The following is a 13,082-nucleotide window of genomic DNA, read 5'->3' on the forward strand; positions in this document are numbered from 1 at the left end:
CGCTGATCGCGGGGATGGACGTCAAGGCCGACCGCACCGTCGCGCGGGCCGCCACGACCGCCGCCTGGATCGCGAATACCGTCGGCGGAGCGCGATTCCGGTGGCAGCATCTGCCGGTGCCGTTCGAGGTGTACGCCGATGGCGTCGATCTGGTGGTGTTCGAGGAATTCGGCTCCGGCGTCGCGGCGCTCAATATCCGCGATGTGATGAAGCGCGGTGAACTGCTCGCAGACGAGTCCTACCGGCGGCAGTTCCGCAAGGACCTGGGCAAGAAATACGGTCCCCGCGTATGGCATCGCGACCTCTACGACGCCCAGATTGTCGCCTGCCCGGATCCCGAGGTCATCGGCAAGTCCTTCGGCGAGGTGGCCGACGAGCGCGGCATCCACCCGGCCGATGCCCTGCTCGACCTCACCGTCGAGCACGGTGCCCAATTGCGTTGGCGCACAGTCATCGCCAATGATCGCGACGACGTGATGGACCGGCTCCAGTGCTCCCCCGTCGTTCAGGTCGGCTTCGCCGATTCCGGTGCCCACCTGCGCAATATGGCCTTCTACAACTTCGGCCTGCGCATGCTCGAGCGCGTCCACCGGCGCGCCTTCATGCCGCTGGAGACCGCGATCCACCGGCTGACCGGCGAACTCGCCGACTGGTACGGCCTGGATGCGGGCCGTCTGACCGAAGGCTCCCGCGCCGATATCGCGGTCATCGACCCCGCGGGATTCGACGGCTCCAGCGCCGCCTACGCCGAAGCCCCCGTCCCTGGTATCGACGGCCTGGACCGCATGGTCAACCGCAACGACCGCGCCGTCGCCGCGACCATCGTCGGTGGTCACCTGCTGTACGAATATGGTGACTTCGCAACGGGTTTCGGCACCACGATCCAGGCGGGCACCTTCCTCGAAGCCAGGTGACCTACTCGGCGGTGACCCGCGCGGCGGCGACACCTGCTTTGCGGCCGAAGAAGGTGGCGTCGCCCAGAGAGGTGCCGCTGATGTAGCCCTCGCCGTGGAGGCCGGAGCTGGCGCGGCCAGCTGCGAAGAGGCCGGGGATGGGGAGGCCGTCGAGGTCGAGGACTTGGCCGTCGAGGGTGGTGTGCAGGCCGCCGAGAGTGAAGACGGAGGCGCCGGTGCCGCGGCGGTTGCCGGATTCCGAGGGTGGGCGGACGCCCGCTCTCACGTCGATGGCGGCCAGCGGGGGTGTCAGTGGGCGCAGCCAGCGCGGTGCTTTGTGGAAGTCGGGATCGGTTCCGCACGAGGCGAATTCGTTGTAGCGGTTGATCGTTGCGGTGAGTGCGCCGGACGGCAGGGCGAGTAGTTCGTCGAGTTCGTCGATGGATTCGGCGACGTGCGTCGGGCGCACACCCCAGCGTTCGCGTTCGGGCACCTCCTCGTAGCCTTGCTCGTCGAGCACCACCCAAACGTTCATATCGTGACCGAAGAGCGCGGCCTGGCCGATACGGCCCGGATAGGTGTCCTCGTTGACGAAGCGCTGGCCGCGATGGTTGACGATCATGCCGCGTGCGGCGAAGCCCGGAATCAGCGAGGCACCGACCTGACCGGCCGACATATGCCGCACGGCGGCGCCGACGGCCTGGGCGATGCGGATGCCGCTGCCGTCGTCGGTGCCCGCGCTCACCTTGGTATGGCCGAGCAGACGCGGCGCGTGGGCGGCGAGCATATCGTCGTTGTCGACGAAACCTCCGGTAGTGAGCACACATCCGCGTCGAACCCGAATTGTGAGCTCCTTGCCGTAGCGTCGAGCTACCACGCCGAACGCCGAGCCATCTTCGCCCAGGATCAGATTCGTCGCGTAGGTGTCGTATTGCGCTGTCACACCCACAGATTCGGCTGCCGAAACCAGGCAGTCCAGCAGCAGCGTTCCGCCGAAGTCGTTCGCGGTAGGCCGGTGCCCCCGTGGGGCCGGAATAGCGATTTCGGTGAACGGCCAACTGTTTTCGCCGAGCCACATCAGCCCGTCATCGGTCGGCGGCACCCAGGCGGGCGCATCCCAGAGGCTGGGTTTGAACGGCACACCGCGATCGACGAGCCAGTGGAAATGCGCCACGCTGTGCTCGCTGTAGTGCACGATCTTCGCCACATCCGCGCCCGGCCCGAGCGCCGCCACCAGGAATGCCGCCATCTGCTCGGGACTGTCGTCGAACCCGCACGCCCGCTGGATCGGGGTACCGCCGCCGAGGTAGAGCTCGCCGCCTGACAATGCCGACGCACCACCCGGCCCACCGGCCCGATCCAGCACCACAACCTCGGCACCGGCCGTCGCGGCCTCGAATGCGGCGCAAGCCCCCGCACTGCCGTAGCCGACGACCAGCACGTCGGTCTCGATGTCATAGGACTTCACCTCGGCGGCGGCACGCGGCGCGACCGATCTGCGGACCGTCATGGCATCGAGGCTGCGCGCGTCCACCGGATGACGGAATCGATCATCTCGGTGGTCGAGCCGGGTACTCCCGGTCAGTGGGACTGGCACCGATCGCGACGCCCCGCACTCGCGATGGTGTGTGAACGGCGTCACGTTCGCGTATCCCGGCGCCAGTGAGGAGAGGAAATCGATGCGGGTCCTGGTCACCGGAATCACCGAGCCGAGCGGTCGCGCGGTGGCGCGCATGTTGTTGGCCGCCGGGCACGAAGTGGTCGGGCTGGACCAGCGGCGGCATCGCTACATCGACCCACGGGTGCGATGCACGACCGACCACACCGACGCTGTCGACGGCTGCGCGAGCGTCGTACATCTGGCGGCAAGCGGGCTCGCCGAAATTGCCGCCGCCGCACGCGAAGCCGGTGCCCGGGTGGTGGTTCCAGTCGGTCCTAGCTCGCCAGGGCTTTCCGACGACAAGGCGCTGGCGGTGCTGCGCGCGTCGGGCGCGGACAGCGTGCTGGTGCGCACCGCGCCGATCGCCGGTCGCCGGATCGGGCACGAAACCCGCCGGGCACTCGAGCCGATTTTCGGCTCGAAGTCCGACGACGGATTCCAGCTGCTGCACAGCGACGACCTGGACCGGTTCCTGGTACTGGCCGCCACCGCGCTGCCGTCCGGTCATCGCGAAGATGGGCTCGAGATCGTCGAACTCGCGGCTTCCGGCGTGGTGACCACCGACGAGGTCCGCAGCATGATGCGCGAAGCGGGTGTGCGGTACTCGGCCCGGGTGCCCGGTTGGTCCGGCCGCCACGCTCTCCTGGATGCCACTGTCGCACAGGAGAAGTGGGGCTTCCGCTGCGGCTGGACGGCACGCGAGGTCATCGCCGATCTGGTGCGCGGAATGATCGGCCGCAAGCCCGACGGCGGTGGCTTCCGCACGCGGAAGGGCGCAATCCCGTTGCCGTCACACGTGATTCCATCCCGCGCCGCCACGTCGGACAACCATCCGCTCGCCGATGTCGCCCCGGAAGGTCTCGAAGGCGAATTCGACGATCGGGTCGACGAGCGCTACCCGGTGCACACCGCAACCAATACTTCCGAGGCGCTGCCCGGCCCGATGACACCGCTGACCATCGACCTGCAGGCCGGTGCCATCCGCCTCAGCAACGAGGCCATGGGCGAGATGATCGCCCTCGACGGAATCGCCTTGGAACATTGGACGAGTCGGGTCACCTCGGTGCTCGGTCACCACATCTACATCAATGCCTCGATCGGCGTGCTCGCGGCCGAGAATATGCCGGGCTGGGATGAGGAGAGCATCCGCCGCGACGCCTATGGCAATATTCCGGCCGAAATCGCCCTGCAGCCGCACGGCAAGCCGCCGATGCCGACCGGGCTCGCCAGCACGCTGGCGACGGGGCGCGCGACCTCCCGCGTCATCGCCACCGCCCGTCGTTTTGTCACGACAGCCGAGCTGATCAATGCCGCATCTCATGCGGAAGCGTTGAGTGCGAACGAGATTCGTGAACTGTCCGAGGAGCAGTTGCACGTACGCGCCCTGCTCTGGCGCGATCGTCTGCACCAGGCGTGGCAGGCCGCGGCGATCGGTGTGATGATGACCGGCGCCGCCACCGCCATCCACGCACGCGGCAAGGATGCGGGCGAGGTTCCGATCGACCTGACCCGGTTGGAATCGGCGAAACCCATGCTCGCGGTGGAACGCCTGGCCGAATTCTGCCGCGCCGACGCCGATCTCGCCGAGTTGGCGCGCGCCGGTGATATCGAGGCGGTGCGGGCGAAATCACCTGCTTTCGCCGCCGCGCTCGACGAGGAGCTGGCGAAGGTCGGGCACCGAGGTCCCGGTGAATGCGAGCTGATCAACCCGACATTCGGCGACCGCCCCGCCCTCTTGGTGAGCGCCGCCGCCCGCGCCGCGCAGATGCCGGCGCCCAAGCGTGAAGCCGTGGATTCGTCGCCGAGTCGCACGGCTCGGATGGCCGCCGGAGCTACCGTTGCCCGGGAACGCGCACGAGACGGCGTCGTCCGGATCACCCACTGCCTGCGACTTGCGGTGCGCGAGCGGTCCGATCGGCTCGTTCGCGCCGGACGATTGCGCGAGATCGACGACGCCTGCTATCTCACGCTGGACGAAATCTTCTGTCTCCCTGCGGATGCGGCCGACAAGGTGGCCCGCAGGCGCGCGGAACGCGCTCGACTGCAAACCGTCAGGATGCCCGATGTCATTGCCGGACAATGGGAACCGGTCCCCGACGCGGCGGCACTGACGGTCGACGAAAGCCTGACCGGCATCGGTGTCTGCGCCGGTGTGGTGGAGGGCCGGGTGAAGCTGGTGCTGTCGCTGGATGACGATATCGAGCCCGGCGACATCCTGGTCGCCGCGGTGACCGACACCGGCCACACCGCCATGTTCGCCTACGCCGCCGCCGTGATCACCGATATCGGCGGTTCCGCATCCCATGCCGCGATCGTCGCCCGCGAATTCGGCATTCCCTGTGTCGTCGACACCAAGACCGCGACCACCAGCCTGGCTGACGGCCAGCGCGTGCGCGTGGACGGCGCGGCCGGGACCGTCACGCTGCTGGCCGACTGAGCGCGGCCCGAACTCGGGTCGCAGACTTTGATGAAAGGAACACCCCTCGTGAAGAATTCGCGTGCTTTCCGCGGCACGATCGCGGCCGCGGCCGCCGTGCTGGTCGGCGTTCTCCCGACGCTGGCCGGGCCCGCCTCGGCGGGACCGGCGCTCTCGGGGCCGACGGTGCCGGTGCTGCGGTCCCCAGGCCAGGCCGATCGGCCGGTGGGTCTGGCGCATGCGCCGAATGCCCGCGACATCGGCGGCTATCCGGCTAAGGGCGGCAGCAAGCTCGCGACCGGTGTCGTGTACCGCTCCGACGCGCTGGCCAAACTCGATGCGAGCGAACAGCAGAAGCTGGTGTCGCTCAACATTACTCAGGTCATCGACTTCCGCAGCCCCACCGAAACCGGCCGCGATCCCGATAAGCTCCCGGCATCGATCCGCCGCACCGAACAGCCGGTCTACGATCCGGCCAACGACTTCTACCTCATGGTGGCGCGACTGATCCAGGCCGGACCGGCCGCCCAGCAGGAGGCGCTCGGCGACGGCAAGGCCGCCAAGATCATGCGCGACTACTACGCGTGGTTCGTTTCGAACCCCACCGCGCGCGCCCAGTTCGCCCAGGCGTTCAAGGACATCGCGACCGCGCAGGGTGCGGTGCTGTACCACTGCACGGCCGGTAAGGACCGCACCGGCTGGATGACCGCGATCCTGATGAGCGCCCTGGATGTCCCGAAGGGGCAGATCTACAACGACTTCCTGGACTCCAACGACAACTTGGCGGCCGGGAACAAGGCGCTGCTGGACGGGCTCGTCGCCCAGGGCTTGGTGACCGATCGTGCGCTCTGGGAGCCGATCCTCGGTGTGCAGCGCGAGTTCCTGGACGCGGCGTTCGACCAGGTCCAGGCGTCCTACGGCTCGTTCGACAGCTTCCTCGGCGACGGTCTCGGGATCGACGGCACGACGCTGGCGGCGCTGACCGCGAAGATGCTGAACTAGCACTGAGGTTGTGCCGGTGTCATCGCGAAGGTGGCACCGGCTCGGTGAATCTCTCGGCCGCATCGCCGCGCAGACTTCCCGCTGGCAGCGTCCGGCCGCACAACACCAGCAACAGATCCTGGGCCGAACCCGCGAGCACCGAACCCGAGCCGTAGGTGAAATCGAGATCATCGGCCCGCAGTTCGATCCCGTCCAGGTCGACGCCGAAGAAGTTGACACTCTTCGGCGAGAGCGCCCCGAGCACCATTCGCATGCGTTCGGCCGGGACGACGCGGTCGAGCCCGAGCGCGACGGTGATGTCCAAACCGTGGATGACATCGTGACTCAGCGCACCCGCGTACCCGCCACCCGGCGGCTTCCACGGATGATCCACATTGTCGCGCACCGCGGCGACCAGATCCTCGGCTGTCAGCACCGCCGCAGCCGATCGCGCACTCCTATCCGCCATCTTGTTGAAATTCCCACGCGCCTCGAGCATTTCGAGTGCGAACCGCGGCATGGACATCCGAAACGGCATGGTGATATGGGCAACCACCTCCCGCACCCGCCATCCGGCACACAGTGTCGGCTCATCCCACCGCTCAACCGCCAGCCCGGCCAGCAGCTCCGCCAACTCACCCCGCTCCGCCGCGATCGCCGCCCGCACCTCGATATCCGTCATCGCATCTCCTCCACCCCATGGCCGCCCCCTCCACTACCTAGGACGACCCGCTCCCCCAGAATTCATCGGTCGTCCCGGAGATCAACCAAGATCAGGTGGCACTGGTGGCGCGGACTACTCGCGTTTCGCCGCCATGGTTTCCCCGTGATCACTCGTCCAGCCGAGGGCGCGCAGCGGTGTTTCCCAAGGGTGGCAAGGGAATAACTTTGCGTGCTCGGGCGTCGGCGGCGACCATGCAGGTTCGCTGCTCTTCGGCGGATCGTGCGGGAAGGTGAGACGGATGCGGCTGATCATGATCGATGGTGAAGCCGATGGTGGCGACGCCCTGGCGCAGGGGCTCGAACTGCACGGTCATCAGGTGGAGCGCAAGCATCGCGGGGCCGATCTGCTGCTGGCGCACCACGGCTATCACGCCGTTATCCTCGACATGGGGCTGCCGGATATGGACGGGTTGCAGGTGTTGCGCAAACTGCGCGAGGTCAGCTCGGTGCCGGTGGTGATTCTCGGCGAGCACGCCGATGAGCGTTCGATTGTGCTCGGGCTGCACAGCGGCGCCGACGACTATGTCGTCAAACCCGCGCGCATCGGTGAGTTGGCCGCCCGGCTGGAGGCGGTCACGCGCCGGGTCGGCATTGCCAGCGCCGCCCGGGGTAAGACGGTGACCAGCGAAGATGTTCGCGTAGATCTCGCGGCGCGGCGGGTGGAGGTGGCCGGGGAACTGGTTCCGCTCACCCGGCTGGAGTTCGAGTTGCTGCGGGTCCTGGCCGAGCGGCCCGGAATCGCGGTCAGCCGTGAACAATTGATGGACTGCGTCTGGGGCGACTCGATGCTGGCGGTATCGCGGAAACTGTATGTGCATATGGCCTCGTTGCGCGCGAAGTTGGACCGCCCCGGGCTGATCACGAATATCCGCGGCTACGGCTATCGGTGGGGTCCGGACCGGTACGAGACCACCGCCGAATCGAATTTGCTCCACGCCGTATAACGCCTACCTCCACGCGTTCCGATCACCGGGACTTCCTCCCGACGCGCCGCCACGGCCGCCATAGCGTCACAACTATGGCGTCGTCCGGCATACCCGGTCGCGAGAACATAGGAGGATTCCGATGAACCCAGCATCGCGCAGCGATTCGATGAGGGGTGGTGGTCGGGTGACGGGCGGGCCCAATAAGGTGCTCGATCGGGTTCGGGATCTGCTCCCGGCAATCCGGGAGCGAGCCGCGGAGACCGATCTGCAGCGGCGGGTTCCGGTGGCGAGCATCCGGGAACTGACCGAGGCGGGGGTGTTCCGCATGCTGCAGCCGTCGCGTTTCGGCGGCGACGAAGCCTCCCCGGTGGCGTTCTACGAGGTCATTCGCACGATCGCGTCGGCCTGCCCGTCCACCGGCTGGGTGTCGTCGGTGCTGGGTGTGCACCCCTGGCAGCTGGCACTTTTCCCCCTGCAGGCGCAGGAAGAGGTGTGGGGCGAGGATTCCGACACGCTCATCTCCTCCTCGTACGCCCCGACCGGTCGACTCACGCCGGTCGACGGTGGTTACGAGGTCAGCGGACGGTGGAGTTTCTCCTCCGGCTGCGACCATGCCCAGTGGGCATTCCTGGGCGCACTGGCCCCGGACGAGCACGGCAATCCCAAGGACTATCTGACAATCCTGGTGCCGCGCAACGACTATCGCATCGATGACGTCTGGCACGTGGTCGGCCTGTCCGGCACCGGCAGCAACGATATCGTCATCGAGAAGGCCTTCGTGCCGCATCACCGCGCCTACAGCGCCACCGAGCAATCGCAGCTGCGCGGTCCGGGCCAGGAAGCCAATCCCGCTGCGCTGTACAAGATTCCGTTCGCGGGCGTGTTCTCCAACACCATCACCGCGCCCATCATCGGTGCCGCACAGGGCGCGTACGAGGCGCATATCGAGCGGATGCGCGAGCGGGTCCGGCTGTCCTACGGCGGGCAGAAGGTGGCCGAGGACGCATTCGCCCATGTGCGGGTCGCCCGGGCGGGCTCCGAAATCGACGCGGCCATCCTGCAGATGGAACACAACATTTCCGAGCAACTGCGTTATGCCGAAGCGGGCGAGGAGATTCCGTACGAAACCCGGCTGCGCACCCGCCGCGATCAGGTGCGCGGCACCGAGCGCGCGATCCAGGCGATCGAGCTGCTGTTCGACAATTCCGGTGGCCACTCGATCCGCAAACCCAATCCGATCGAACGCCATTGGCGCGACGCACACGCGGGCAGTGTGCATGTCATCAATGACGTCGAGCGCGCCCTCGCCATGTTCGGCCGCGGCGAATTCGGGCTGCCGGTCGAAGATCGGATGGTCTGATGGACGCGGTTGATACCAGTCGCCACATCACCGTCGACGGGCTGAAACTTCGCTACCACGAGGCGGGTTCGGGTCCGCCGCTGGTGTTGCTGCACGGTTCCGGCCCTGGGGTGTCCGGCTGGGCCAATTTCGGCGCGAACCTGCCGATACTCGCCGAACACTTCCGCTGCCTGATCCTGGATCAGCCGGGCTTCGGCGCGAGCGAGCGCCCCGAGGTGTACCAGCGCAACTATCTGCGCATCGCCGCCGACGCTGTGCTCGGACTGCTGGATCAACTCGAACTGCCGACGGTGCACCTGCTCGGCAACTCCATGGGTGGTGCGGTGGCGACGCTCGTAGCGCTCGAACACGCCCGGCGCATCGATCGGCTGGTGCTCATGGCGCCGGGCGGTGTCGGCGTCAATGTGCTGGGACCCGAACCGTCCGAAGGGATTCGGCGGCTGCTCGACTTCACCGGCGAGCCGACCCGGGAGCGGGTACTCGCCTGGCTGCGGACCATGGTGTTCGACGAGGCGGTACTCACCGACGAACTCATCGAGAACCGATGGGCCGCAGCGGCGGACCCGGCCGCCATCGCGGCGATCCGCGACGCCTACGCGACCTTCGCGAATCCCGCCTTCGCGGAACCGATACCGCTGTGGGCACGGCTGCGCGCGCTGCGCAATGAGGTGCTGCTGCTGTGGGGCCGCGATGATCGGGTCACTCCGGCCGAGGGTGCGCTGCTGCCGTCGCGTCAGCTGCCGAATGCCGATCTGCGGCTGTTCGGGCGCTGCGGGCACTGGGTGCAGATCGAGCGCAAGGATGCCTTCGAGCGCGCGGTCATCGACTTCCTGAACTCCGGCCTGTAGCGCCGATGCCGAGGCGACATAGGCATCACTATGTCCGGCCGATGTCGCATTGATTCGCGAGATCCGGGCGCGGGTTCGGAGTTACAGTCGGCCGGTGACGTGGACCGCACCCGAGATCACCAGAACCAAGCCGCCGCTGGTCGCCGACGAGCGGACCATGCTGCAGACCTGGCTCGACCTGCACCGCCGCACCCTGCTGTGGAAATGCGCCGGGCTCGAGGCCGAACAGCTGAAGCGGCGCTGCGTCGCACCCTCGACGCTGTCGCTGCTCGGCCTGGTCCGCCATCTCGCCGAATGCGAGCGCGGCTGGTTCCGCATCGCCGCCTGCGGCGAACCGCTGGATTACCTGTACTGCAGCGAAGACAACCCGAACGGCGATTTCGACGATATCGCCAATGCCGACGCCGCCGCGGATCTGGCGACGCTGCACGCGGAGATCAAGTCGGCCGACGCCGCTGTCGCGGACCTATCCCTGGACCACGTGTTCACTCATCGCAGCATCGAATTCAGCCTGCGCTGGGTCTATGTGCACATGATCGAGGAATACGCGCGGCACAACGGCCACGCCGACTTCCTGCGCGAACGCATCGACGGCGCGACCGGCGACTGACTCGTCAGATCTGATTCCGGCTCACCCACGCAGCGATCTGCGTCCGCGAGGTGAAGCCCAATTTGGTGAGAATGTGGTCGACGTGGCTCTCTACGGTCCGAATCGAGATCACCAACTCACTCGCGACGCTCTTATTGCTGTAACCCGCCCCGATCAACCGCGCGACTTCACGTTCGCGCCGGGTAAGCACATCCGCCGCAACGGTTTTCACCGGCGCAGCGGGCAACGGGGTGCCGAGCGCGAAAGCGACCGCCTCCGCCAACCCCAAGGCCGCGCCCGCATCGAAGGCTGTCTGAAACTCCTTCTCGCCCATCGCATCGCGCACCTGCAGGCGCACCTTGTCGCCGACGAATTCGGTCATCTCATGGGCGAGCCGCTGGGTACTGCCGCGCCGCACCGTCGACGCCGCACCCATCAGTCGCGCCGCTCGGTGCAGATCGCCATCGGCCGTCGCCACCCACGCGAGTCCGTCGAAACCGGACGCCGTCCACACGCACCGGTCGAACAGACTGAACAGCTCGACCGCCTTGCGTAGCTCCGCAATCGCCGCGGCCTGCTCGCCGTTACGCCAGCGGTCGGTGCCCACCGCCCAATGCCCGAGCCCGCCCAGCAGGTGCGAGCCGTAGTCCCTGGTCTTTGCGAGGAAGCGATCCGCGATCGCGCCTGCCCGGTCGTCGTCCAACACCAGCGCACACACATACGCGAAGGCCAGACTCTCCATCTCGACACCATGGTGGGCGCAGGCACGCGCACGGTCCGAGGCGGCCTCGGCGATATCGAGCGCCTGTCTCGGCTCGTCGTTGGCGAATGCCAGTAGCGCGGCGAGCAGCGCATGTTCGACGAGCACGTCTTCGGCATCGAGTTCCGTTGCGATGTGCAGACATTCGTCCGCGAAACGGGTGGCGGTCAGCGGATCGGACAGCATGGCGGCGATCACCGAGGCAGCGGCGAGTGCGCGGGCTCGATCCTTCGTGTGGTCGAGATCCTTCTCCAGCGCCTCCAGGAGCCAGCGATAGCCCTCCAGCAGGAAGCGGTAGTGCTCCCAGAACGGTCGCAGTTCGGTCGCGATTTCCAGTGCGCGATGGGTGCTTTCCGGGTCGGCGAGCGAGAACTGCAGTGCCGCACGCATATTCGGATGTTCGCGGGTGACGTCACGGAACCAGGTGACATCCTCGCTACCCCAGTACGCGGTGCGACCCTGTGCGGCGATCCCGTGGTAGTAATCGCGATGACGCAGCCGCACCGCCCGCTCACCACCGCGGGCGACCAATCTCGCCAACGCGAACTGACGCAACGGTTCGAGCATGGTGTAGCGCCCGGTACCGTCGCTGTTCTGCCGGTAGCCGAGCACCGACTTGTCCACCAACCCGGTCAACGCGTCCAGCAGCACGTCGGGGACCACACAGACCGCCTCCGCGGCCTCGAGATCGAAACCACCCGCGAAGACCGACAGCTGCTCCCACAGGTGCTGTTCATCCGGCGTGCACAGGTCGTAGCTCCACCGGATCGCGGCCTCCAGGGTCTGCTGCCGCTCCGGCGCGGTGCGCAACCCGGCCGTGAGCAGCCGTATCGCATCGTCCAGGCGTGCGAGCACCTGATCCGGTGTGAACATCCGCAACCGCAATGCCGCCAGCTCGAGTGCCAGCGGTATACCGTCCAGGCGACGACAGATCGCCGCGAGCACCCCGCGATTGGCATCGGTGACCTGGAAATCGGGGTTCGCGGCGACGGCGCGATCGATCAGCAGCCGCAGCGCATCGCTGTCGACGTGCGCTGGACGCGCCTCGTCCTCGTCCACTTCCGGCACCGTGAGCGGCAGCACCGGCATGACCTGTTCCCCGGAGACTCCGAGCGACTCGCGGCTGGTCGCGAGAATTCGCAGGTCGGTGGTCGTCGGAATCAGCCGGTTCACGAGTTCGGCACATGCGCCGATCAAGTGCTCGCAGTTGTCCAGGATCAACAGCAGGGTCTTGTCGGCGAGGAATTCGGTCAGGCCGACGACGGGTGAGGAGGTGTCGTCGCGCAGACCGAGCGCCTGCGCGACGCTCAACGCCACCAGATCCCCGTCATGCACATGCGCGATCTCGACCAGCCAGACACCGTCGGGAAAGGCGCGGCGCACCGTCTCGCCCACCCGCCGGCTGAGCCGGGTCTTCCCGACGCCGCCCGGCCCGGTCAGGGTGAGCAGCCGCGTGCTGGACAGCAGCTTGCGCGCCGTGGCGACCTCGACGTCACGACCTACGAAGCTCGTCACCTCAGCGGGGAGGTTCCCTGTCACGTGCCGCACCACGCTGCATACCTTTTCATGCGCGGCCGCCGTCCCTGGCATTTTGACCGAGATGTCGTATCGGTACCCCTCAGGAGACTATCGCGTTCGCGGCTCGGATGACCGCGGCCAGCGATGCGGTCAGGACCGAATCGCCGCGTCCGCAGGCCCACCCGTTCCATGCACCGATGCGGTATTCGAGATAGGTGAGCGCGCTCCCGTCATCGCCCGTCCCGAGCGATTGCTGGGTCGATCCGAGCACCTCGACCGGATGACCCACTCGGGCCAGTGCCGCGGTGAGCGCCTCGACGGGACCGATGTCGCGATATTCGCTGCGCTCGGCGACACCACCGATGCTCAGCGTGACCTCGGTGTATCCGTCGGTGGTCCGCCATTCGG

The 13,082-nt window shown here is 67.3% G+C and carries 10 protein-coding genes and 1 pseudogene; 7 read left to right on the plus strand and 4 right to left on the minus strand.

Going from position 1 to position 13,082, the window contains the following annotated elements; genetic code table 11:
- Positions 1-914: pseudogene (locus NP3_RS48900) on the plus strand (hypothetical protein); the annotation flags it as partial.
- A 1-nt stretch (position 915) separates the two neighbouring features.
- On the opposite strand, the gene NP3_RS03295 reads toward NP3_RS48900, so the two are convergent.
- The gene (locus NP3_RS03295) at positions 916-2,403 is read right to left on the minus strand and encodes an FAD-dependent oxidoreductase (RefSeq protein ID WP_063037631.1); all 1,488 of its coding nucleotides are present in this window, start codon (positions 2,401-2,403) and stop codon (positions 916-918) included.
- 169 nt (positions 2,404-2,572) lie between these two features.
- Here NP3_RS03295 and NP3_RS03300 point away from each other — a divergent pair, with 169 nt between their 5' ends.
- Positions 2,573-4,990 (plus strand): PEP-utilizing enzyme, encoded by a 2,418-nt coding sequence (locus tag NP3_RS03300; protein WP_157124044.1) that lies wholly within the window; start codon positions 2,573-2,575, stop codon positions 4,988-4,990.
- A gap of 48 nt (positions 4,991-5,038) precedes the next feature.
- Positions 5,039-5,971 carry a tyrosine-protein phosphatase gene (locus NP3_RS03305; RefSeq protein WP_063037622.1) on the plus strand — a complete coding sequence of 311 codons (933 nt, stop codon included), beginning with the start codon at positions 5,039-5,041 and terminating at the stop codon, positions 5,969-5,971.
- 19 nt (positions 5,972-5,990) lie between these two features.
- Here the strand turns inward: NP3_RS03305 and NP3_RS03310 are convergent, their stop codons facing one another.
- Positions 5,991-6,632: a maleylpyruvate isomerase family mycothiol-dependent enzyme gene (locus NP3_RS03310; protein ID WP_063037624.1), complete on the minus strand. Its 642-nt coding sequence runs from the start codon at positions 6,630-6,632 to the stop codon at positions 5,991-5,993.
- 280 nt (positions 6,633-6,912) lie between these two features.
- On the opposite strand from NP3_RS03310, the gene NP3_RS03315 reads away from it, so the two are divergent.
- The 4 genes from NP3_RS03315 to NP3_RS03330 all read left to right on the plus strand — a co-directional run bounded on the left by NP3_RS03315 (position 6,913) and on the right by NP3_RS03330 (position 10,417).
- Positions 6,913-7,617 carry a response regulator transcription factor gene (locus tag NP3_RS03315; RefSeq protein WP_063037626.1) on the plus strand — a complete coding sequence of 235 codons (705 nt, stop codon included), beginning with the start codon at positions 6,913-6,915 and terminating at the stop codon, positions 7,615-7,617.
- 121 nt (positions 7,618-7,738) lie between these two features.
- A complete protein-coding gene (hsaA, locus tag NP3_RS03320) occupies positions 7,739-8,959 on the plus strand; it encodes a 3-hydroxy-9,10-secoandrosta-1,3,5(10)-triene-9,17-dione monooxygenase oxygenase subunit (RefSeq protein WP_444980777.1) in 1,221 nt (406 codons plus the stop codon).
- Positions 8,959-9,807, plus strand: a complete 849-nt coding sequence (locus tag NP3_RS03325; RefSeq protein WP_063037629.1) for an alpha/beta fold hydrolase — start codon at positions 8,959-8,961, stop codon at positions 9,805-9,807. Before hsaA ends, NP3_RS03325 begins: the two co-directional genes overlap by 1 nt.
- Before the next feature lie 94 nt (positions 9,808-9,901).
- Positions 9,902-10,417: a DinB family protein gene (locus NP3_RS03330; RefSeq protein WP_063037630.1), complete on the plus strand. Its 516-nt coding sequence runs from the start codon at positions 9,902-9,904 to the stop codon at positions 10,415-10,417.
- A 4-nt stretch (positions 10,418-10,421) separates the two neighbouring features.
- Here NP3_RS03330 and NP3_RS03335 read toward each other — a convergent pair whose 3' ends face one another.
- Together NP3_RS03335 and NP3_RS03340 are read right to left on the minus strand one after the other, a co-directional pair.
- Positions 10,422-12,695 (minus strand): LuxR C-terminal-related transcriptional regulator, encoded by a 2,274-nt coding sequence (locus NP3_RS03335; RefSeq protein WP_245720786.1) that lies wholly within the window; start codon positions 12,693-12,695, stop codon positions 10,422-10,424.
- Between the two features lie 79 nt (positions 12,696-12,774).
- Positions 12,775-13,082 (minus strand): alpha-isopropylmalate synthase regulatory domain-containing protein (locus NP3_RS03340; RefSeq protein WP_281197282.1); only part of this gene is annotated, 308 nt, incomplete at its 5' end.

This window comes from Nocardia pseudovaccinii NBRC 100343, from assembly GCF_001613225.1.
Taxonomy (GTDB): domain Bacteria; phylum Actinomycetota; class Actinomycetes; order Mycobacteriales; family Mycobacteriaceae; genus Nocardia; species Nocardia pseudovaccinii.